The organism is Lacipirellula limnantheis, from assembly GCF_007746075.1.
Lineage (GTDB): Bacteria > Planctomycetota > Planctomycetia > Pirellulales > Lacipirellulaceae > Lacipirellula > Lacipirellula limnantheis.
Genome location: NZ_CP036339.1, coordinates 4,031,979 through 4,053,823, shown reverse-complemented (window position 1 = coordinate 4,053,823; position 21,845 = coordinate 4,031,979). Strand labels below are relative to the sequence as shown.

Below are 21,845 nucleotides of genomic sequence, written 5' to 3'. Positions count from 1 at the left end.
ACATGGCTCTTCTCGCCGCCGGCGGCGGGGGCGCGTATACTGCCGAAGCCGATCGGAGCACCGTTAATGATTCGCCCAGCCGGACACTCAGATGTCGACGCGATTACTCGGCTGATGAAGGCAGAGCCCGGGTTTTGGCAGTCTTCGTGGCCCGATAACATCGTCGCCCGGGTCTTGGAGTCGCCAAGTTGTTTGGCATTTGTCTATAGCTTGAACGGCGGCATTGCCGGCTTTGCGTCGGCTCACGATTTGAACTTTCGCGGGTACCTGAGCGAGTTGATCGTGTCGCCATCGCATCGCGGGCGCGGAGTTGGAAAGAAGCTCATAGACGCCGTCGAAGGGGCATTGCGGTCGCGCGGCTGTCCGCTGATCATCGCCGACGTCTGGCGCGAAGCCGAAGGATTCTATCGCTCGCGCGGCTGGGAACCGCCAGACGCCGTTCTCCTGCGCAAGCGACTTGCCTTCCCATGAAAGCACAGAACGCGCCTTTGCCTCGCTTGATTTCCACGACAAGCTTTTGCGTGAAATTCCATCCAGACGAATTCAACGCGCTCAGATCTCGTTCTTGACGTCGACCATATCGTCGAGTCTCGAAATGAGGTGCAAGGCGACTACGAGTACTTGATCGCGGCCGCCGACCTCGCCTTTCGCGGTGTCACCGGACTGCAATTCTCGATCGATTCGCAAGAAAGTCGTCATCAAATTGATATCTTCGGAGACTGGGTGGTAGACTTTGAACGCGAACCAGTCGTTCCCCAGCTGGTTCACTTCGATCGCCAATACTGGCGCTGGGAGTTCGAGTTCGCATCAGCAACCCATCTTTCGTTTGGAGCCTTTGGTTTCACGCTTCAGCATCGACAAACGCCTGTGTGGACCAGCGAAATGTGGCCGCAATTGGCGCAACGAGCATGAGACCTCGAGCCGCGCGCAACGCCAGAAGCACCGGCCGCACGACTGCGACCTTCGATCGCTAGATCTCCTCCGGCGTCAGCAGACGAGTGCACACGCTATTCTTCAACGCCGTCACCGGCCCCTTGGTGTGAGAGATCCGTACAGCTTGATCGGTTAACGCCCACAGCCGCCTCGATCTGGTGGCCGCCTGAAAATGTGTGTCATTATCCTCGCCGACGTAGCTTGAGCAGCGCGGTCCTACCGCGAGTGCGACGAATATTGCGTGTTTTATAGCGTCCGATCCCCGCCCGCAGTCGCGATCCGTGAATGGCGACTCCAGACGCACGCGACAATGTGTCACGCGGTGCGATGCGTCGCGGACCTTGGCATTGCGATTGCAACAGAGTCGCGGCTCTCTTGTTTCGGGCATCGCTGTCGATGTTCAACTCGCCGTTCACGTTCTCTTGAGGAAACGTCTCATGATTCGACGGAATGTATTCGCCCTCGCGCTGCTAGCGTCTGCCGGCGCTATTGCAACCGCCTCTGCTGCGACCATCGTCGCTCCCTCCGCCTCCAGCAATACGCCCGGCAACGCTCAAGGGCCCGCCCCCTTGCGATATTTCGGCGTTGGCGGCAGCCGCGTGCAACAAGTCTACGACAGCTCTACTTTTGCTGGAGTCAGCGGGCCAGTGACCATTTCGGCAATCTCCTTCCGCCCTTTCACCACGCCCAGTGCGTTCGCCGGCGACACGGTGAGTATTTCGGAGTCGTTGATCCGCCTTTCCACGACGCAAGGCTCCGGCGAGGGCGCCAATCAACTCCAAACGACGTTCGCGAGCAACGTCGGCGGCAATGAGCAGACCGTCTACTCCGGTTCGCTCACGCTAACGACGTCGGCGTCCGGCGCCGCCCCCTACCCGTTCGACTACACGATCAATTTGCAGAGTCCCTTCACTTATGATCCTGCCCAGGGGAACTTGCTGCTCGACGTGCAAATCCCCGCCACGGCGACCGTGAGCGGCGCGGGCTTCGGCTTCGCCACGTTTGATACCGCCAACACCGAGAATGACGGACTCTTTTCCGTCGTCGAGATCAACAACGGCGACGCGATCAGCGGCCAAGTCTCGACCGCTGGCGCGATCACGCAGTTCACCTACGCGGCGGTCCCTGAACCATCGACGTTGACCCTCATGGTCGCCGGGATGGCGCTGATCGGCCAACTGAGGAGATTTCCTCTCAACTAGCGGGTGATCGAGAGTTGAAATACGACGGGATCACGGCCGCCTAGCGAGTCGCCTGTTCGACGGCCGGATACGCGTTTCCGGCAACTCGCCGCGCATTGCAAAGAGACGATCGGAGGCGGGGCAACATGCAAGATGCCCCGCCTCCAATGCTTTAAGGACTCTCCAATCGGGCGATTTACACCTGGCTCGCCCCCTGCTGGTCGCAGCGCACCCTAATCGCCGCCCGCCCGTGCTCTGGCATTCACTGCCGTCGCTGCCCGTCATTTTCCATGATCCGGTGACCGTCGCGGCGCACTCGTCCGCAGCAAACGGGATGTCAGTCTCCTGTTATCGGCGGCGCCCCACTCTCTAGCGGGGTGGCCAATAATAGCGGCTCCCCTCGCGAATCAAAATCGTTTATGACAGATGTGTCCAAGCGAATCGATGGGACAGGCCTTTCGCTTGACACACGCTGAAAAGCGGAGGGCCCAGCACCGGCGGCCAGTTGGCCCCGTTGATCGAACGATGGCACGCCGACAGCGACGCTTCAGCCAGTTTTGTCCATTGGCCGCGTTAATTGATCGCCTGGCCCGTAGTTTTGTCCGCCCACAAGTGACAATTCAATAGCAACCTGAACCATAAGACCGTTACTCGACAAATCCCGATTCGCACGAGCGCAAGGCGCGAGCCCCGGCAACGCGATGCGAGAGGTTTTGTCACCAGAAATCAACATTCGCCCACGGACAATAAAAAACCGGCGGGAGGTCCCGCCGGTCGTGCCGCATGATCGTCGCCAGTTCGACGCGAGATGCAACGCATCGTTAGAAGTCGTACCAAATGCCGCCGCCGATCTTCTCGACGCTGTCCTGATAGAACGAGAACTGATCGTCCTTGCCGTTGTAGTACTCCATGCCGACGCGGAACAGGCCCGACGCCGGGCTGCGACGCCACGCCCAGCCGGTTTGGAACACGACGTTGCCGCCGTAGTTCAGCTCCTCGCGCAGATGGGCGTTCACCGCCGCGAACGGCGCCCCGCGACCTCCCGTCGCCCCGCCCGGCGCCCAGTCGACGCCAAACTGGAACTCCCACGGCTTGCCGACGTCGTACACCACCGCGTAGCCGACCTCGCCGTACACGCGAAAGTTCTCGGTTGGGTAGATCGAGTGACCCCACACCAGGCAATCGCGACTGTAGTTCAATCGCGGATAGCCAGGATGCTTCAACAAATACTCGTCGCCCAGGTGCGAGCTGAGGTGGTAGTACGCGAACTTCACCTGGTAGATCGAGTCGCCCCACGTCATCGGGATGCCTCCGCGGAAGTCGTCGGAGTCGACGTCGCGATTCTGATCGACGTCGAGCCGCACGATGCCGGCGCCTTCGAGACCAATCTGCCACCCCTCAGGCCGCACGTTGCCGCGGGTGCCGTAGCGGAGCAACCCGACGTTGCCGCCAAGCGTCAGGTCCCACAGGTTGCGACCCCGCTCGTTGTACCAGAACGAGCGAAGACGCGATTCCTTCTCGCCCGCCAGGTAGCTACGGTAAATCAGCCCCTGCGGCAGGATCTGCCATTCATAGGGCTCGCTGCTCATCAGGCTCGACGTGGCCGAGTAGTACCCGCCGCCGTCGCTGGGGACAGGAATGTCCGTATAAGCGGGCAAGGGGGCGATGTACTGGTTCGCGGCCTCCAGCCCGCCCCCGAGGTAGGGGTCGTTCAGCTGCCGTGTCACCGGTGCGTCGTGGGCGGGACGTTCGTTGACCGGTCCGAGCGGCGGCAGCGGCGGGAGTTGCTCTTGCCCCGCCACCAGCACCACGGAGCTGTCGGGCGGAGCGGCCGGCTTCCGACCGCGCCCGAGGCGCTCGGACAGAAAGCGTGGTCGCCAGCCGTCGAACCAGCCTTCCTCATCGTTAGCGGTGGCGGGTGTGGGCGCGGTAGGAGCGGCGCCGGCCGACGGGGGGGCGTCGGCGCAGCGGGCGGGCACGGCATGGCCAAGCCAAACCGCGACCGCTGTGATCAGCGGGAGATGCAGTTTCATCGGGTTGGGGGCGCCCTGGGCGGCGCGGCGGGGATGTGGGTCGCCGGCCTGCGCCTTGAGCCGTCGGGAGGCTCGAGCGCTGCAACCGGTTCAATCCTTGTTATCGGCCCGTTCCCATCGTCGGGGATAATCGGAGTAGTGCGGAGAATCGATAAAACAGGCGAACTGGGGGCCACGTGCGTAAGGGGGCGAAACCTTGAGGGTCGCCGGCATGCTGGCAGGTCGCAACGGTCGAGCTATCACGCGGCGGTTTCCCCGTGCCGCGACCGGCGGCCGTTCGATGTTAGTGACGAGCGTCGTGATCTCCGCTGGCGTCGAGCGCTGTGCCATGTCGATTCAAATTCAACTCGCGGCCGGGGCGATCGCCTTGGCGGCCACGCTCGCCTCGCCCCGGCAAGCAGCGGCTTGGTTCCCCGGTTTTCCGCCGCAACCGAGCAACTGGGCCCAGTGGTGGGGTTACGGCTACGGGCCGGGCCATCAGGCCCCCATGGTGAAGACGCGCGACGCAGCGCCAGATCGCGGGGCGAGTTACGTGTACGTCCCGCGCGGCTGCGAGCTCCCTTATCCGGCGCCCTACGCTCCGATAGGATGTCACGGCGGCGCTGGCGGTTGCGGCTGTGGAGCCAACCAGGGGGAAGCGGGTTACTTGCCGGGCGCCGGCCCGATGGTCTACCCTCACGCTCAGCCCGCAATGGCGCCCCCGCCCGCGGCGGCACAGCGGGACGACAGCCTCACCTGGCGGTAAGCGGCCAAGTTGCCAGCGGAACGATCGCGCGACTCGGTCGAGGAGCGCGACGACATGGGATACCTCTGGATGATCGCAGTGCTGGCAGGCGGCGTCGCCGCCACCGTCTTCGCCGCGACGCGATTCAATCGCCGGCGGTTGCGACGCGCCGTCGCCGGTCGCGAAGACGCAATCCAGGAGTTCAGTCAGCAGCGGGACGACCTCACCGGCCTGTTCCTCCGCACCGCCAGCGCGAGCGGCAAACCACGCGGCCTCCGCTGGACCGGTTGCGAACTTTCGGGCACGCCGCTGTTCGCCGCCGACGACGCGACCGGCGAATTGATTGCGTTGGCGGCGGCCACGATCAGCTTTGCCGCGATCGAGGGGGGCGGTATGGAGGATGTCGAAGCCGTTGGAAACCTTCGCTCCGCGACGGCTGTGTTCATGCACCGCGGCGACGGTTGGATCACCGACGGCCGCGTGATCTTCAATCTCGAACCGGCCGAAGCGCTCGCGAAGTTTCAGGGGACGCTGCGGCCGCTCGGTTGATTCTGCGCCGCGGGCGATCTCGGTCAGTCGTACTCAGTGGCGATCTTCACTGGATTCCGCAACGTCCCCAATCCCATGACCGAGACTTCGCAGACGTCGCCCGCCTTCAAGAACACCGGCGGCGTGCGCGCGAAGCCGACCCCCGATGGCGTCCCCGTGAAGATGAGATCGCCGGGGAGCAGCGTGCAGACGTGCGAGAGGTAGCTGACCAGATAATCGATGGGAAAAATGAGCTGTCGCGTGTTCGAACTCTGCATCACCTCGCCGTTCAGTTTCATCTCGATGTCGAGCTGGCCCGGATCGGCGATCTCGTCGCGCGTCGCGATCCACGGACCCAACGGAGCAAAGGAATCGAACGACTTCCCCAACAGCCACTGCTTTCCGGGCTTGTTCTTCTGCCAATCGCGAGCCGAAACGTCATTTCCGCAGGCGAACCCGGCGACATGGTCGAGCGCGTCGACGCGACTCACGCGATGGGCGCGCGTGCCAATGACCACGACGAGCTCGGCCTCGTAATCGACCTCGTTCGACTCGGGCGGCAACTCGATGGGGGCTTCAGGGCCGCGCAGCGTCGTTGGCAACTTGCAGAAGATCACTGGCTCGTCGCCTGCTTTGGCGCCTGTCTCGGCCGCATGGTCCGCGTAGTTCAGACCGACGCAAATGATCTTCTGCGGATCGAGGACCGGCGAGAGGAGCTTGACCTGATCGAGCGGCGTGCAGTGCTCGGCCGCAATGGCACGCCGGACGGTTTCCCACACGGCGGGGCCGGCCTCCAGAATCTCCTTGATCGAACCGGGAAGCGATGGGTCATGGGCTTGGAGGTCAACCACTTCCGGCACGCCGGTCGATCCCACCCGAAGCCCGCCGGCCCTCGGCACGCCATTCGATTCAAAGGTCACCAACCGCATGATCGTCTCCAAACATTTAACCGGCCAACTGCCGTGAACCGTCAACGTATCGAGAGGGCCAGGAGGATTCAAGCTTGGACCGTATGCTCGATTGCCGCAGGCCGTTAGATCGTACGGATTGCACCGAGTGGGGCGTCGCCGCTCGTGCTAGGGCAGTCGAGCCTAGACGCTGCTCAGCGTGATCCCCGTATTGGGACTAAGGGGCGTAAATCCCGCCGGAGATTGTGTTTTGCAAGCATTTGCCGTCATGGTGCGAGTGACCTACGGTTAAGCGGACCGAAGGTCTGTACCGTCGCTGTCTGCGCTATCCGACTATTGATCGCGGACCGGTCCTACCGTCGCTATGCCTGAGACAAACCATCCCGCCATTGATTCCGCCGCTGCGTCGCCCGCGCCTCCGGACCCGCGCGCGCTCTCGGCGCGGCGACGGCTCGAGACAGAGTCGCGAGTCGCGGAAATCAGCTCTCTGCTGAGCGCCCTCGAAGAGGCGACCGCTGAACCCAAGCCCGCGTCCCGACCGGCGAAGACCGGTCCTTCGGCCTCACCGGCCACCCCGGCTGCCCGCCCTGTCGACCATCACCAGAATTCCCTCGTCCAGGTCCGCTTGGGCTTGGCCAGCGGACTCTATACCGCCCTGCAGCACAAGCACCCGCCGACGGCGTCGCACAGCTTACGCGTCGCGCTGGGGTGTAGTACGTGGGCCCTGTATAAGCGACTCGACGATGAGACGCGCGACGCCGTTGAAGCAGCGTCGCTGCTCCACGACGTCGGCAAAATCTCGGTTCCCGATGCGGTACTGACCAAAACGTCGCGGCTTTCGCCTGAAGAAGAGGCGATGCTACAGACGCATTGGGAGGCCGGCGTTCACATCCTCGCGTGCTGTTGCAGTTCGCAGCGCGTGCTGGACGCCGTACGGTACGCCGGCCGCCGCTTCGATGGCAGCGGCGCTCCGTCGCCGGTTGGGGGCGACGATCTGCCGCTCGAGTCGCGGATGATCGCCATCGTCGACGCTTTTGACCAGATGACGACCAGTGCGTCGGCGGGCGACCTCCGGACGCGCGAGGCCGCGCTGCACGAGTTGTTTGTCGGCGCGGGGACGCTCTACGATCCGATCCTGGTTAATCAGTTCATCGAACTGCTTTCGCACGATCAGGAACTGTTGACGCAGCAGGTCGCAGGACGCTGGCTAAACGAGCTTGGCAAGCGTCAGACGGAGCTGCCATGGTCGACGCCGACAACGTTCGCCGCGACGCCGGTCATTGCTCCTGCCGCCGTAAAAGACAATCGCTCGCTCTTCGAGCAGCAACTGATCGATTCGATGCATGACGGCGTCATTTTCGTCGACGAACAGCGGAACATCTTTTTGTGGAGCAAAGGGGCCGAGCGACTCACCGGCGTCAGCAGCGCGGCGGCCCAGGGACGGCAGTTCACGCCGAGTTTGCTCGATATGTGCAATACGGCCGGTCGACGGGTGCGCGACGATGCGTGCCCCGTCGCGAGGTCCATTGCCACGCATGCGCAGTTGCGGCAACGGTTGGAGATTCTCGGCCGGCAAGGCGAGCATGTGGCGATCGACCTCCACGCGATACCGGTCGTCTGTCGCGACGGGCAGTTGCGCGGGGCCACGGTGCTGCTGCAAGATGCGCAGCCCGAAGTCTCGCTGGAGGAAAAGTGCGAAGCCCTCCACGCTGAAGTGACCAAGGACCCGATGACGAAGGTCGCCAACCGCGCCGAATTTGATCGGATGCTGGCGCTGTTCATCGAAGCTCATGAGCAGGCCGGGTTGCCGTGCAGTCTGATCATGACGGACATCGATCATTTCAAGAACATCAACGATACGTTTGGACATCAGGCAGGCGACGAGGCCATCATTACCGTTGCCAATCTGCTGACGCAGGCCTGTCGATCCGGAGACCTCGTAGCGCGCTACGGCGGCGAAGAGTTTGCCGTTCTCTGCGCCGATTGCACGATGGCTGACTCGGCGGCCCGAGCCGAGCAAATTCGTAAAAAGATTGCCGAGGCGACGTTCCATAGCTTAGGAACGCGAAAAATCACCTCCAGCTTCGGGGTGGCGCAGCTCCAATCGGGAGATACGCCGGAAACCCTGTTGCGTCGTTCTGATTCGGCATTGCTGATGGCCAAAGAGCAGGGTCGCAACCAAGTGGTCCAATTGGGCAACGCCATGGAACATGCACGCACGCCAAAAAAGAAGTGGTGGAACTTCGGGTTGTTCCGCGCGGCTCCGTTGATCGAGGCCAAGTTGACGACGGAGGTCCCAATCGACATTGCTATCGAGAAATTGCGCGGATTCGTCACCGATCAGCAGGCAAAGATCATTTCTATTCGTGACAACCGGGTCGAGATTGAGATCTCCAGCGATCGCGTCGGCCAGCAGCGCCGCAAGGCCGATCGCCCGTCGCCGTATCGATTGGAACTTGAGTTCAGCGAGGACCGGTTGGAGAAGACGAATAGCTTCGGCCTAGCCGCTGGCAGCTACGCGCAAACGGTGGTTAATGTATCGATCCGGCCAAAGAAGCGGCGCAATCGCCGCCGCGATGACCAATTGGATCGCGCCAAAATGGCGCTGCAAAGCCTCAAGTCTTACCTGATGGCGCGAGAGGTCGATGCGGAGCCGCCCCGTCCCTCATCGATTGGGGCGCGGTAGCTGGACAATACGTTAGAAAACGTCGGCCCTGTTGAAGCGCCGGCAAGTACGGAGAGAGGACGCATGCGAACCGATATTCGTGAACTGAGCGAAGGCGCAGGCCTGGGTGCAATTCACCGCGGGCGATCCGCGATGGCGCGACATCGGGCAAGTGATAATTCGGGCGACTTGGAACCGCTGGCGGTGGATGCGGTATTTGCCGACGAATCAACGCCGATGTTGCAAGATTCGGGTGACCGCCGCGATTCGCATCACCGCCATGACGCCTATCCGATCGCGCTGCATGGCTCGGGAGTCGCCGACGATCAACTGCTCCGTTCGCTCTCTACGCAACTTGAGTTGCTGAACCAGCAACAGCACGAAATTCGCCGGTTGCTCGATCAGGCCGGGCGGCGACGTGTCGACCGCATCATCAAATAGCCCTCAACCGGGCGCCGCGCGCGAAACCGGCGCCTGGTCTCTTGATCGTGCGACGCGAAGTCCGCGGCAACGGCGAAAGCGCCGATCACGACGGGGACGCGGACGATTGTCACCGGTCGGCGAGTCCGGTATTCTGGCGTTCAGGTGCCCCGAAGATCAGGGGCTCATTTTTGCGTTAGATCGCAAGGACCACGCGCCGCATCCGGCGCAGGCACGATAAACGAGGGAGAATCACAATGGCTTACACGCTTCCCGAGCTGCCCTACCCCAAGGACGCACTCGAACCTCACATTGACGCGCTGACGATGGAGATTCACCATGATCGCCATCACGCGACGTACGTGACGAAAGTGAATGAAGCGCTCGCCGGTTCAGATGTTCCTGAGCAGTCGATCGAAGAACTGTGTCGGAACATTAATTCGGTGCCCGAGAAGATTCGTACGGCAGTACGTAACAATGGAGGCGGACACGCCAATCACTCGTTGTTCTGGTTAATCATGTCTCCGAAGGGCGGCGGCGAGCCAATCGGCGCGCTGGCGGCAGCGATCGACGCGGAGCTCGGCGGCTACGCAAAGTTCAAGGAAGCGCTGACGAACGCCGCGATCACGCGCTTTGGCAGCGGCTGGGCGTGGCTGAGCGTCGACAAGGGGGGCAAGCTCCTGGTGGAGAGCACGCCGAATCAAGACAATCCCTACATGGAAGGCCGCACGCCCATCTTGGGCGTCGACGTCTGGGAGCACGCTTACTACTTGAAGTATCAGAACAAGCGGCCCGACTATTTGGCGGCTTTCTTCAATGTGATCGACTGGAACGCAGTCGGCGAGCGATATGCCAAGGTCAAGGGCTAGCATCTCGTTCGAGTTCTGCTAGCGATCTGTCATGACAGCAAGCGCCCTGCCAACTCCGACGTTGCCAGGGCGTTTTTTCGTTAACTGACGGAGATCCATAGTCTGACGGCTCCGGAGTCATCGGGTGACGTTGACGCCGTGCCGTCTCATTCTATAATCGCGCCGCGCATTGACGGCGATGCTGGCGCCGGAGAATCGTTGCAAGCGTCCGGTTTTTCCTCAACGCTATGACCCGCTTCTGCCGAAGGTGCGAATAGAAGTTTTTTGCGCGAGCTCATGTTGCGCCTGCCGCCCCTGGCGCGACGGTCGCGGCAGACTACCAATCACCGGGCGGCGCCTAATGGATGAGCGCCGGTTCCCGACCAACGAGGCATGGAAGCCATGAGAAAGACGGCCATCACTTTCGGCCTGCTGGTCCTCTCAGCGTCGACGACGATCGGCTGCAAATCGACGCCGAAGCTTGCTTGGTGGAAGTCGAACAAGGCTGACGAAGCCGCGTTGGCGCACGCCGCACCTGAGCTTCCCTCGGATGCGGCGAAGAAGGCCGAAGGGACGCAAGTCGCTGGCTCTGCAGCGCCGTTCAAGCCGGCGAACACCATGGGGTCAACTGCCGGCTCGGGAAAAAACGACTCCGCTTATCCGAGTACGGACGCACCTGCGTTTACGCCTAACGCCGTTACCCAAGTGGCTGCGGCGACGGCTCCGACTAGTGCGACGACATCGACCGCCGCCGCCGGCCCGTATGATCCGTCCGCGACTCCGGCGCCAAAGGCGCCGACGACGAGCGTGGCGACGACTGTCGCCGACCGCTACGGCGCGGGAGCCATGCCGAGTGCCCAGACCGCTGGCGCCACACCAGTCCCTTTGTATGGGCAAGGTCCAAGCGGTGCGAGTAACACTGTGCCTAGCTATCCACCGACGACTGAACTGGCTGGAGGTGCAAGTCGATACGGATCAGCTGGTGGTGCTGTCACGGCGCCGCCTGCTTCGGCGACGACTCCGGCCCCGCCGGCTTACTCACCGGCGCCTGTCACACAGGCGTCGACGCAGTCCTATCGTCCAGGCGGGACCAGCAGCTACGCGGTGAGCGTGGCGAGCCTTCCCCCGGCCACTTCCGCGGCCGCGCCTACGACGCCGACGACGGTGGAATCGGGAGCGACCACGACGCCAGCTCCCGCGGCAACGACGGCGCCGACCGCGCCCTCAGGGACGAATCGTTACTGGTAGTCACCTGCTGTACGAACCGCCATGGCCCTCGTCACAATGACTGCCAACGAAAAACGACTAGCTCGGCTCGAGACCGGACCAGCCGCTTTCCTCGCAGCTAGTGAGCGGGCGACGTCGCTGAGTGCAGTCGTATCGGACTACCAGCCCATCACCATGTTCGATTCAATCGCCCTTTGAGCTTGCTCCAAATCAGATCCGGTCTCGTGCATGTAGAGGCGGATCGCGTGGACCTTGTCGCCGCCGGACTTCGATAGGCAATCGCGGGCCGTGTTGCAGGGGTCGGTCTTGCCGCTGAGGCCCAGCGCGCTCTTGGAGATCACCCAGGTATCGCGCGGACGTTTGGTGAGTCGCAATACCGTGTCGTGCGGATACGCGACGGAAACCACGCCGGATGCCTCGTCACTGTCCGACGCCCAGGTGATGATAATGTGACTGTCCGTCTCGACTTCGAATAGCGGCATGGCAAGCTCCTTTCAAGACTTGCAAGCGCGGGGAAGGATACGTAACTCCGTCACGTTCGATTCGCCGCGCCGGCGTGTGGGGCGTGGGATTTCACCCACCTCGGCCTCTGCGTTCAATGTAGAACATCGACGCGAAGCGAGTCAACGAGCGCTGCCGCGTCGCGGCTGATTCGGGCTCAAAACTCCGCACGAATGTTGCGTTGACGGAAACATGCAGCCATCTTCGGGGATGGCGGGACGTCGACTTTTCGTCTGCATCTTAGCCGACCGTCTCGCTCTCCGCGCCGTTCGCGGCCCCATTGCTGCTTGATGAGATCGAACTGGCCGCGAGGCGACCAGAATGGGCGTGCATGAGTTCGAAGGCGTGACGGCGCGTCACGGCCCCGTCGTGGACATACAGCGTCGGCGTCTCTTCCTTCGCCGCCGCGCGCAAGGCGGATTCTGCCCGAGCGAGCAACTCCTCGGGAGTCTCTTCGATCTCGGCCTCCACGACGCCGGCCCAGACGCGCCGCTCCAAGGCAGCATCGACTATCTTCAAGAGCCGCTCGCCGACGACGAGCCCCCCCTCAAGCGTGGTGCGCGGCAGCAGAATCACGAACTCCTGCGGTCCGTACCGGGCGATGACGTCGTTGCCTCGCGCGTATTGTTCAATGAGTCGGGCCACGCTGCCGAGCCCCGCCTCGCCGTCAATCGACCAAGCGTAAGGGTCGACGTCGACGCTGCACAGGACGATCGCGACCTTCTTCGCGCCTTCGCCCCGAGCCGCGAGCCGAGCCTGGAGATGTTCGACCAGCGCTCGGCGATTCAACACGCCGGTTTCGCGGTCGACTCGCGCGTCGGCAAAGGTCATCAGTTGACTTTGATGATCGCGCATCTCGTCGCAAGCCAGCGAGAGCGAGCTCGCCAGCGACATCGTTTGACCAATCAGGGCATCCGCATGCTGACGAAGCTGGCGCCAATCGGCCGTCACGGCGCCTGTTTGCATCCGTTCGACTTGTCCTTGGAATGCGGCAAGCGAGGCAAGATGTCCTTGGGCCTCGGTGCGGAGTCGCTGGGCGAGATGTTCAAGATCCTTCGCAACGCATTGCGCACGCGCGAGTTCAATCAGGAGCGTGACATCCGGAGTCGCAGCCGCCGCGCGGCGCGTGCGGCGCCCGAACAGGTAGCCCACTAGCGCCACTGCGGCCAACGCGGTGGTATCGACGATCAACCCTTGTCCCAGGAGTACTTGTGCGAGGGTCATGTGCTTTTGCCGTCGTTCGTGCTCATCGAGTCAACCAAAACTACGCTCGTTCGGCATTGACTTTTAGTAGTTTGACCGCGAACCGGTGCCGCGCATGCAACAGAAGCCCGCCGCGGCGCAAAAGCCTAGGAGGAGAAACCACTCCTGCGTGTTCAGTGATTGCACCCAATGCCAGCCGTCTTCCAAACTGAGCCGGAACCGGTCGCCGATCGAATGGAATAGTTGCATGGCGTGCACCCTTCTGAGGGAGGGCCGAAGTGGCGAGAAATCCCTATTCTAAGATAGGTTGTTCAGCCGGTACTGGGACCGACTGATCGGCGAATGGAAGGGAAACGAGCCGGTGTGCGGGCCGCGCGTTTCTGGGCGTGTACCGACGCCGGCGCAATCTTCCCAGCAATTCGCTGTAAGCGCCGTTGTAATCGTTGCAACCGAACACGCTGGAGAGAATCGTCGACTCGCTCGGCGAAGAGCCTGGCGAATTGTTGACTCACTCATCACCTAACGCTGGTCACGCAAACGCGCGCCCCGGGCTGGCCATGGGCAACGCGAAAGGCCTTTTCAGCCTGTTCAAGCCCGAACTCCGCAGCGATGAGCGACGCGAACGGGAACATCCGCCCCGCCCCAGAGAGAAAGTGGAGCGTCTCTTGAAGATCACGAGGGTGATAATTGTGTACCCCGCGCAGGGTGATCATGCGGCGAACCAGTTGCTCCGGATCGAGGGGTAGCGAGTCGCACTGCGCGACGGAACCAACGAGAATGGCGGTTCCTCCCGTACGCACGGCGGCAATCGCCGTGGCTACCGAGGATGTGACTCCTGCTAGCTCCAGGACCACATCGAAGCCGAGCCAGTCGGTCGTCGCGAGCAGCGCTGCAACGAGGTCAGGCTGTTTGGCGTCGTGCGCCGCATTTGCGCCAAACTGCAGGGCGCGCTCTCGGCATGTGTCCAGGGGATCGACGGCGACCACGAGCTGGGCGCCGGCGGAACGGGCCATCGCTGAAGCGAACACGCCGAGGACGCCGGCGCCAAGTACAAGAACTCTCTGGCCGGCCACCGCCCCGGCGGCGCGCAGGGCGGAAGCGGCGGTCGCGCCAGCGCAATTGGCAAGCGAGGCAACCGCGGTGGGGATCACATCGGGTATTTTCAGCCATGCCGTGTTTGGAATCAGCACGATATGGTCGGCCAGCCCTCCCCCCAGCGACTGCGCCGCGCTGACTGCCTCGTGGCCATACTTGTAGAGCCGGACGCACTTCTGCGGCAGATCGTGCTGGCAGAAATAGCAGTCGCCGCAGCCGACGGCGATCGACCAGGTGACCCGGTCGTCGACCGCGGCTCGATTCCCCGCGAAGTCGACCGGCGACGTGCCCGGGCCGAATGCTTCGATGCGGCCGACGATCTCATGCCCAAGAATCGACGGGATCGGCCCTGGCCGCCGGCCGGCGTGAGTGTGCAAATCACTGCGACAGATGGTGCAGGCCAGCACCCGCACCAAAATCTGCCGATCCGCTAGGGGCGGCGCCACGATATCTCGCACTTCGAGAGGGCGATTGGGCCCGTGAAACAGGACGACGCGAGTCATAGCGGACGAGCTCCGAGGGGCTCAGGGTACCGAGCGTTGAAAGTCTTCGAGGCGCAGTAAACAAGCGCTTGATTTGTTCTAGTTTCCAAGATAGACTTAAGCACTCGTTTGAAACGGTTGATCGCTAGCAGGAAAGACGGCGGGAAAGTGGCAGAGGACATCAAAACCAGGCTCATCGAAGTCGCCGGCGAAGCGTTTGCCGTAAAGGGTTTCGACGCGGTCGGCATCCGCGAAATCTGCCACAAGGCTGGCGCTAACGTCGCGGCGGTCAATTACCACTTTGGCGACAAACGCGGGCTTTATCGAGCGTGCCTGGAGCATGCTCAGTCGTGCCGCGTCGAAGGGCTCGATCGGCCTGCCTGGCCAGAATCTTACACGCCTGCCGACAAACTGCGAGCGTTCATCCAGCGAATGCTAGAGGAGAAGCTGAACACGGAGCGACCGGCCTGGCACCAGGAGTTGATGCTGCGTGAACTCTCCCGCCCGAGCGAATCGTGCCGCGAGTTCGTCGAGTCGTACATCCGGCCAATGGCCCACGCGCTGGGCGAGATCATGCAGGAGATTTACCCGCACCGTGAGTGGACCCAGCAGACGTGGATGATCGGCTTTAGCATTGTCGGCCAGGTGTTGTTCTACCAACTGCAACAGCCGGTCATCCGCATTTTGATGGGTGAAGAAGGATTTAAGTCGCTGACAGTCGACGGGCTGACCGACCACATTACGCGATTCAGCCTCGCGGCGCTCGGAAACGGCGATCCGATTTCCGTGGATTTGCAGAGAGAAATCGAAACGAACTAGGGTCCTGCGATGAACTGGGTCGCTTGGAAAATGTTGACAGGGGATCGAGCCAAATATCTTGGCACGGTCTTCGGCGTGGCGTTTGGCGTGCTGTTGATCTCTCAGCAGACGTCGATCTTCGTCGGCATTATCAAGCGGACCGCAAGCCAGGTGATCGACGTCCGCGAGCCCGATTTTTGGGTCATGGATCCCTACACCCAGAACGCCGACGACATCAAACCGCTATCGGAGAGCGACCTTTATCGTGTGCGCGGCGTCTCTGGCGTCGAGTGGGCAGTGCCGCTGTACAAGGGGCAGACGCGAGCTCGAACCGAGACCGGCCATTTTTGGCAGTCGATCGTCATCGGCGTGGACGACCAATCGCTCGTCGGTGCGCCAACGAAGATGTTGCAGGGAAATCTCGCCGATCTGCGGCGGCCTGACTCGGTGATCATCGATGATATCGGCTACGGATTATTGTGGCCCGGCGAGCCGAAGGTATTGGGCCGCGAAGTTGAGATGAACGACCGGCGGGCCGTCGTCGTCGGGATCTGCGACGTATCGTCGCCGTTCTTCACGTTTCCGGTGATCTTCACCCGCTACTCGCTCGCCTTGAACTACGTCCCGCCGCAGCGACGGCAAATGTCGTTCGTGGTAGGGCGAGTGACCCCAAGCGCCAATCAGGCGGAGGTGTTGCGGGCCATCGACGAACAGACGTCGCTACGAGCGCTCGACAACCGCGACTTTCTGTGGATGGTCGTCGGCTATTATCTGCGGAACACGGGCATCCCAGTCAATTTTGGAATCACGATTTTGCTTGGATTCTTGGTTGGCGCGGCGATCGCGGGGCAGACTTTTTACCTATTCACGCTCGAGAACCTGAAACAGTTCGGCGCTTTGAAGGCGATGGGGCTGCGCAACGGGCGGCTGATCGGCATGGTGCTGCTGCAGGCGACCGTGGTCGGCATCATTGGCTACTGCCTTGGCATTGGAATGACGGCGGCGTTCTTTGAGTTCACGGCCGATTTGAATCCAAATCTGCGCGGCCTGCACTTGCTGCCCGAAATCGCCGCCGGGACGGCGGTCGTCGTCGTCTTCATTGTGTTGTTGGCAAGCGTCATGAGCTTGCGCAAGGTATTGATTCTGGAGCCGGCGGTGGTGTTCCGTGGATAGAACCATGGCTCTGACGTCGCGGCGCCGCCGCTTCCCAACCTTGGCTTGATGACTCGCTCGAATGAACAGCACGTTCGCTGAACCGCCGAAAACTGCTGACGACCGGGAAATCGGCGTGCGCTGCCGCGGCGTCGTGAAGGAGTTTGGCGACGGTGAGACGCGCATTCGCGTATTGCATGAAATCGACGTCGACGTGCTGACAAGCAAACTGACGCTGCTTGTCGGCCCAAGCGGGTGCGGGAAGACGACGCTCATTTCGATCGTCGCCGGCCTGCTCGATGCCACCGAAGGGGAAGTCGAGCTCTTTGGCGAACTGCAGTCAAAACTTCGCGGCCGACGGCTGGTCGATTTTCGCGCCGCGAACGTTGGATTTGTCTTTCAGCAGTACAACCTTCTCCCTGCCCTGACGGCCGCAGAGAACGTTTCAGTACCGTTGTTGATTCAGGGGTGGACGCGTGCCAAGGCGTTGGTCCACGCCCACGAAGTGCTGGAACAAGTCGGACTGGCCGACAAATTCAACTCGCTGCCATCACAACTTTCAGGCGGGCAGCAGCAGCGGGTCGCGATTGCAAGGGCGCTGGTGCACGGTCCGCGGCTGCTGGTGTGCGACGAGCCGACGGCGGCGCTCGACGCCCATTCAGGCCGCACGGTGATGGAATTGCTCAAGAGGGTCGCCGTCGAAGCGGGGAGATCGGTGATCGTGGTGACGCACGACTCGCGGGTGTTGGAGTACGGTGATCGGACGATTGAGATGGCGGACGGGCGGATTACGCGGGTCGCTTAACGGCGCCCCGACGCTGCAGCGACTTAACCAAGTGTGGAAGGCCGAGCGTTGAAAGGTGCTGTCATGTATCGCAGTCTCGTATTGCCAATGATCGCCGTCGCGGCGTTTTCGTACATGGTGTGGCACGTCGTGAGTTCCTCGAAAGCGACGCCTCAGACCGATCCAGTCGTCGAGCCGTCGCGGGCGCCCTTCAGCGAGGTGGTCGCCGGCGTCGGGCTCATCGAGCCGAAATCGGAAAACATCGAGGTGGCGGCGATCACCTCCGGTACGGTTGTCGAGGTGAAGGTTCAGGAGGGGGTCGATGTCGCCGCGGGCGACGTCCTCTTCCGGCTCGATGATCGGCAGCTGCAGGCGGAGCTTGCCGTGCAGCAGAGTCTCTTGGAAGAAGCGCAGGCGACGCTTCGTCGCTGGCGACAAATGCCGCGAACCGAAGACGTGCCGCCGAGCGAAGCGCGCGTCAAAAAGTTTCAAGCGGACGTCGAATTGCGGCGAGACCAACTGCAACGGACGCGAGGACTCGTGGCGAAGAACGCCATGGCCGAGCAGGAACTCGTCGAGCGCGAGCAGGCTTATCATGCGGCGCAAGCGGAACTGACGCAGGCGCTCGCCGAGGACGCGCGGCTGAAAGCCGGCGCCTGGCAAGCCGACGTCGCGGTCGCCCAGTCGCAGGTCGAGCGGATGGAAGCGCAGGTCGCCCAAGCGCGCGTCGAACTCGATCGCCTTGCCGTGCGGTCGCCCATTGCCGGACGAGTCCTGAAGGTCGACGTCCGGCCCGGCGAATACGTCGGCACGCCGCCAGGAAAGCCGTTGGTAATCCTGGGGGACGTCTCGACGCTTCACGTGCGGGTCGACATCGACGAACAAGACTTGCCGAGGCTTGAACCGGGGATGCCGGGCCAAGGCTTCGTCCGGGGCGACGCCGAACAGCCGCTGCAATTGTCGTTCGTGCGAATCGAACCATTCACCGAGCCAAAACGTTCGCTCACCGGCGCCGGCAACGAACGAATCGATACCCGCGTGTTGCAGGTGATCTATGCGATCGAGTCGACGCCGCGCGAGGTGTACGTCGGACAGCAGATCGACGTCTTCTTGGACAAGTCGAAAGGCCGCGCGGAAAACTTGCGTCTGGACGTTGGGCAGTGAACCGGAGGGACGCCCGAATTGCAGCCGAATCGGCGATCCGCCGAATCCCTGCGTGACCCTGCCAACCTCGCGTGGCCACCCGCCCCCTTTGTGAAAAAGTACTGCACCGGGATTGAAATTAATCGTGTTGTGACGGTCACGCGGGCGGTAGCGCCATCTGCCGAATGAGCTACGTTTGCCATACCGTTCAATACCCCGCGGGGCAGTTATGGTTGAGCAAGAGAAGATCGAGCGGGTCGGCCTCGATGCCGCCGACGCTCTGCGAGCCGCCGCTGAACTGCTTACCGACGCTTCGGTGCCGTTCGAACGGAGAATCGAAGCCTATCGGCGGTGCATCGCCCGGCACGCAATGCTTAGCGCCAAATTCCTGCATCTCGGGAATCGTTACATCCTGTCGATGTCGCTCGAAGGCCAGCGAGAGTCCGCTATTGGAGAGTGAAGCTGCTGTTGACTCGCTTAGCGACGTGCTAAAGGCCGCGCAACTCTCGTGGGCGCACGAAAAAGCCCTGTTCCTCGATTTGGAGTCGAGAAAACAGGGCCTTTCGGAAGCGACGCTGACGGGGCTCGAACCCGCAACCTCTGGATCGACAGTCCCGACATACCGGCGGGTTAGTGTCGGGTTAGTGTCGGATTAGCGGCTTTTGTAGGGTTTGCTGATTTGGGTTCGGGCCGCAAATGGCCGTTTTAACCCCCAAACTAGGTACAGATTTTCGAGTGTACCTAGGTCGGATTCGCCGCGACCCGGTCGCCGTCGAGCTTCGGCCGCCACGCCGGCTAACCCCTCGGCCCGATCCGCCACGCCTTCAAAGCCATCGGCCGCCGCGAAGTCGCGAGCTTAGCCCGAGGGTGCCACGCCGCATAGCCCGGACCGTGGCCCGTCGCCGCGATGGCGTCGAGCTTCGGCCCGTCGAGCCTCGGCGCCGCGATCCGATCCGCCAACGCCGTCGGCCGTCGAGCTTACCCCCTGGCGATGGCGCCTCGGCCGGCTTGTCGTCGAGGACCCGGCGCCGCGATGGCGTCGAGCTTCGGCCGTCGAGGACCCGCCGCCGCGATCCGCCCGAGGGAACCCGAGCCGTCGAGGACCAGGGGCCGCCGCGATCCGCCGAGGGCCGCCGCCACGTCGAGGCGTCGAGCCTATCCCCCTGGTCGGCCTCGGCCGCGATCCGCCCGAGCCGTGGCGTCGAGGGCCGCCGCCACGTCGAGGCGTCGAGCCTATCCCCCTGGTCGGCCTCGGCCGCGATCCGCCCGAGCCGTGGCGTCGAGGGCCGCCGCCACGTCGAGGCGTCGAGCCTATCCCCCTGGTCGGCCTCGGCCGCGATCCGCCCGAGCCGTGGCGTCGAGGGCCGCCGCCACGTCGAGGCGTCGAGCCTATCCCCCTGGTCGGCCTCGGCCGCGATCCGCCCGAGCCGTGGCGTCGAGGGCCGCATAGCCCCCGCGGGCGCCATCGGGGCTAAACCCCGGGCATCGGGCCAAGATTCAATGGCGACGCCGTCAACGGCCGCGGGAGAGCTTCGCCGAGGGACCAGGACCCGCCGAGCCGTCTGGCGTCGAGGGAACCCCGAGCCGTCGAGGGATAGCCCCCGAGGGCGCCGCGATCCGCCCGAGGCGTGGCGTCGAGCCGGATAGCCCGGGCCGTCGAGGACCAGGGGCCAGACGCCGAGGGCGCCCGAGCCGTCGAGGACCAGGGGCCTCGGCCCGATCCGCCCGAGCCATCGCCGTCGAGGCAAACGCGGGCAAATCGCCGATAGCCGCCTACACCCTGGCGACAAAAAAATCTCCGAAAAACTTTACCCCCCTAGCTAGGGGGCGCCGCCACGGCGACTACTCATAATCCCATTCTGACGCAATAGCTGATTCCTCGGCGAATTCGAAAATCAAAATCGTTGGATTGCGTCTTGGGCAGAAATCAAAATTTTTTCAAGCGATTTGGCGAGTTTGCGGCAACCCGCACGGCAAACCCCGCCAGAGAGGGGCGCCGCCGTTGTGCCCCCCCCTTTACACCCCGAGAAAAACAGGGTAAAAGCGGCGAAACAATTAGGACCTATACGTCTTTATAACCCGCCCGGGCAGGGTCCTAAATCGCCCTTTTTGCTCGGACCCCGGTATCCAATAAGGGGCCGAGTATTGCCAGATTCGGGAAATGTCGTGGTAAACTGGGGGCTGCTCTTTTTTCCCAAACCCCGAACCCAAAGGATCGAGATGGAAAGCAAAACTGGCAAGAAATTGATGCGGAAACCAGAAGTCGCCAACCGTCTCGGCGTCGGCGAAAGACAAGTCAACTATTTGGTCACCAAGGGCAAGCTACGGGCTATCAAATTCGGCCACGCGGTTCGATACGAGCCGGCCGACGTCGAAGCGTTGCGGGCCTCTCGGGCGCCCCTATAGCCCGCAGACGCCATCGGCCTACCCCCCACCAAAGGAACCCCGCGAGAGAAGGAACCCCCCGCAATGAGTGATAAGAAGCAAACCCCGCCGCCCGGAGTCGTCGAAGCCGACGCCGTCTACACGAAGCCCGAGCTATTGGCCCGGCTTGGATGGGAGCAAGGGGCGTGGCGGTCCGCGGCCGAAAAGGGATTGCCCTATCGCGTGATAGGGAAACGCATTTACGTCTTGGGCCGCGACGTCTTGGATTGGTTGGCGTCTCGGCCGTTGGCCAATTGTTGAATTCAACGCCGGCCGACCCTATCGCCGCAATGGGTCGGCCGGCTTTTAACCCGCGGCGCCATTCACAAAAAGGATTCCCGAGACTCTACCCCGCGACGTTTTCCCCCCACTTCCCCCCAGCGAATAGGAGTTTACTAACCCAAATGAAAACCGTTATCTGGAAAATCCACCGTGTCCCATTTTCAAAACATCGCCCAACGCGTGTATGAGACGTTCCACAAATCCGCTATCCCCCTCGGCGGCCGCGTGACCGTCGCATGTATGTCCGCCGGGGCCGACGTGGCCCGTCTCGCCAGTACGCATGGCGTCGAAATGCGACTATTTCGGCGGGATGAGTACCATTTTCCCCCGGCGGCCCGTCAGAAGATGCGAGCCTATATCGCCGGCTTTTTGGCCGACTTGGCCGTTCTGCCCGATTCGCCAGCGAAGTTAAAAGCCATCGGGTCGCTACGCAAATATAGCGAGCTTCTAACATGATCCTAAACATAAGCCGGGACCAATCGCATATAAACATCGCGGGCAAAGCCCAAACGTC

Annotated in this window: 23 protein-coding genes; 16 read left to right on the top strand and 7 right to left on the bottom strand. The window is 62.5% G+C overall.

The genetic code is table 11. The annotated features are described in order from the left end of the window. Positions 1-66: 66 nt before the first annotated feature. The 3 genes from I41_RS15640 (at position 67) to I41_RS15630 (ending at position 2,135) form a co-directional block, all read left to right on the top strand. Positions 67-471, top strand: a complete 405-nt coding sequence (locus tag I41_RS15640) for a GNAT family N-acetyltransferase (protein WP_145433859.1) — start codon at positions 67-69, stop codon at positions 469-471. 150 nt (positions 472-621) lie between these two features. Further along, on the top strand, positions 622-912 hold the full coding sequence (locus I41_RS15635; protein WP_145433858.1) for a hypothetical protein: 291 nt from the start codon (positions 622-624) through the stop codon (positions 910-912). Between the two features lie 458 nt (positions 913-1,370). Beyond that, positions 1,371-2,135 carry a PEP-CTERM sorting domain-containing protein gene (locus I41_RS15630; RefSeq protein WP_145433857.1) on the top strand — a complete coding sequence of 255 codons (765 nt, stop codon included), beginning with the start codon at positions 1,371-1,373 and terminating at the stop codon, positions 2,133-2,135. Positions 2,136-2,935: 800 nt separating this feature from the next. Here the strand turns inward: I41_RS15630 and I41_RS15625 are convergent. Next, positions 2,936-4,147, bottom strand: coding sequence for a DUF1207 domain-containing protein (locus I41_RS15625; RefSeq protein WP_145433856.1), 1,212 nt, complete (start codon positions 4,145-4,147; stop codon positions 2,936-2,938). Positions 4,148-4,475: 328 nt separating this feature from the next. Between I41_RS15625 and I41_RS15620 the strand changes: the two genes are divergently transcribed. Further along, complete coding sequence (locus I41_RS15620) at positions 4,476-4,892, top strand: hypothetical protein (RefSeq protein ID WP_145433855.1); 417 nt, start codon at positions 4,476-4,478, stop codon at positions 4,890-4,892. 54 nt (positions 4,893-4,946) lie between these two features. Then, positions 4,947-5,420 carry a hypothetical protein gene (locus I41_RS15615; protein WP_145433854.1) on the top strand — a complete coding sequence of 158 codons (474 nt, stop codon included), beginning with the start codon at positions 4,947-4,949 and terminating at the stop codon, positions 5,418-5,420. Between the two features lie 23 nt (positions 5,421-5,443). On the opposite strand, the gene I41_RS15610 is transcribed toward I41_RS15615, so the two are convergent. Continuing rightward, positions 5,444-6,328: a fumarylacetoacetate hydrolase family protein gene (locus tag I41_RS15610; protein WP_145433853.1), complete on the bottom strand. Its 885-nt coding sequence runs from the start codon at positions 6,326-6,328 to the stop codon at positions 5,444-5,446. 343 nt (positions 6,329-6,671) lie between these two features. Here I41_RS15610 and I41_RS15605 point away from each other — a divergent pair, with 343 nt between their 5' ends. From I41_RS15605 to I41_RS15590, 4 genes are all read left to right on the top strand, one after another. Further along, entirely contained in the window at positions 6,672-8,993 is a 2,322-nt protein-coding gene (locus tag I41_RS15605) for a diguanylate cyclase domain-containing protein (RefSeq protein WP_145433852.1), read from the top strand. A gap of 63 nt (positions 8,994-9,056) precedes the next feature. After that, positions 9,057-9,413: a hypothetical protein gene (locus tag I41_RS15600; protein ID WP_145433851.1), complete on the top strand. Its 357-nt coding sequence runs from the start codon at positions 9,057-9,059 to the stop codon at positions 9,411-9,413. A 236-nt stretch (positions 9,414-9,649) separates the two neighbouring features. Continuing rightward, a complete protein-coding gene (locus I41_RS15595) occupies positions 9,650-10,261 on the top strand; it encodes a superoxide dismutase (RefSeq protein WP_145433850.1) in 612 nt (203 codons plus the stop codon). 381 nt (positions 10,262-10,642) lie between these two features. After that, entirely contained in the window at positions 10,643-11,488 is an 846-nt protein-coding gene (locus I41_RS15590; protein ID WP_145433849.1) for a hypothetical protein, read from the top strand. A gap of 137 nt (positions 11,489-11,625) precedes the next feature. Here I41_RS15590 and I41_RS15585 read toward each other — a convergent pair whose 3' ends face one another. The 4 genes from I41_RS15585 to I41_RS15575 all read right to left on the bottom strand — a co-directional run bounded on the left by I41_RS15585 (position 11,626) and on the right by I41_RS15575 (position 14,769). Further along, on the bottom strand, positions 11,626-11,949 hold the full coding sequence (locus tag I41_RS15585) for a DUF6793 family protein (RefSeq protein WP_145433848.1): 324 nt from the start codon (positions 11,947-11,949) through the stop codon (positions 11,626-11,628). A 259-nt stretch (positions 11,950-12,208) separates the two neighbouring features. Further along, positions 12,209-13,192, bottom strand: coding sequence for a GGDEF domain-containing protein (locus tag I41_RS15580; protein WP_145433847.1), 984 nt, complete (start codon positions 13,190-13,192; stop codon positions 12,209-12,211). Between the two features lie 63 nt (positions 13,193-13,255). After that, entirely contained in the window at positions 13,256-13,420 is a 165-nt protein-coding gene (locus I41_RS27305) for a hypothetical protein (RefSeq protein WP_168206935.1), read from the bottom strand. 266 nt (positions 13,421-13,686) lie between these two features. After that, complete coding sequence (locus tag I41_RS15575) at positions 13,687-14,769, bottom strand: zinc-binding dehydrogenase (protein WP_145433846.1); 1,083 nt, start codon at positions 14,767-14,769, stop codon at positions 13,687-13,689. A 147-nt stretch (positions 14,770-14,916) separates the two neighbouring features. Between I41_RS15575 and I41_RS15570 the strand changes: the two genes are divergently transcribed. From I41_RS15570 to I41_RS15555, 4 genes are all read left to right on the top strand, one after another. Further along, positions 14,917-15,567: a CerR family C-terminal domain-containing protein gene (locus I41_RS15570; protein ID WP_145433845.1), complete on the top strand. Its 651-nt coding sequence runs from the start codon at positions 14,917-14,919 to the stop codon at positions 15,565-15,567. A gap of 9 nt (positions 15,568-15,576) precedes the next feature. Continuing rightward, positions 15,577-16,719, top strand: coding sequence for an ABC transporter permease (locus I41_RS15565; protein WP_145433844.1), 1,143 nt, complete (start codon positions 15,577-15,579; stop codon positions 16,717-16,719). A gap of 61 nt (positions 16,720-16,780) precedes the next feature. Then, positions 16,781-17,503 carry an ABC transporter ATP-binding protein gene (locus I41_RS15560; protein WP_145433843.1) on the top strand — a complete coding sequence of 241 codons (723 nt, stop codon included), beginning with the start codon at positions 16,781-16,783 and terminating at the stop codon, positions 17,501-17,503. A 63-nt stretch (positions 17,504-17,566) separates the two neighbouring features. Further along, positions 17,567-18,646, top strand: a complete 1,080-nt coding sequence (locus I41_RS15555; protein ID WP_145433842.1) for an HlyD family secretion protein — start codon at positions 17,567-17,569, stop codon at positions 18,644-18,646. A gap of 187 nt (positions 18,647-18,833) precedes the next feature. Here I41_RS15555 and I41_RS15550 read toward each other — a convergent pair whose 3' ends face one another. Then, positions 18,834-19,019, bottom strand: coding sequence for a hypothetical protein (locus tag I41_RS15550; protein WP_145433841.1), 186 nt, complete (start codon positions 19,017-19,019; stop codon positions 18,834-18,836). A 1,826-nt stretch (positions 19,020-20,845) separates the two neighbouring features. On the opposite strand from I41_RS15550, the gene I41_RS15545 reads away from it, so the two are divergent. The 3 genes from I41_RS15545 (at position 20,846) to I41_RS15535 (ending at position 21,787) form a co-directional block, all read left to right on the top strand. Beyond that, positions 20,846-21,031 (top strand): helix-turn-helix transcriptional regulator, encoded by a 186-nt coding sequence (locus I41_RS15545; RefSeq protein ID WP_145433840.1) that lies wholly within the window; start codon positions 20,846-20,848, stop codon positions 21,029-21,031. Positions 21,032-21,094: 63 nt separating this feature from the next. Continuing rightward, complete coding sequence (locus I41_RS15540; protein ID WP_145433839.1) at positions 21,095-21,310, top strand: hypothetical protein; 216 nt, start codon at positions 21,095-21,097, stop codon at positions 21,308-21,310. Between the two features lie 171 nt (positions 21,311-21,481). Beyond that, positions 21,482-21,787: a hypothetical protein gene (locus tag I41_RS15535; protein WP_145433838.1), complete on the top strand. Its 306-nt coding sequence runs from the start codon at positions 21,482-21,484 to the stop codon at positions 21,785-21,787. The last annotated feature ends 58 nt before the right edge of the window (positions 21,788-21,845 follow it).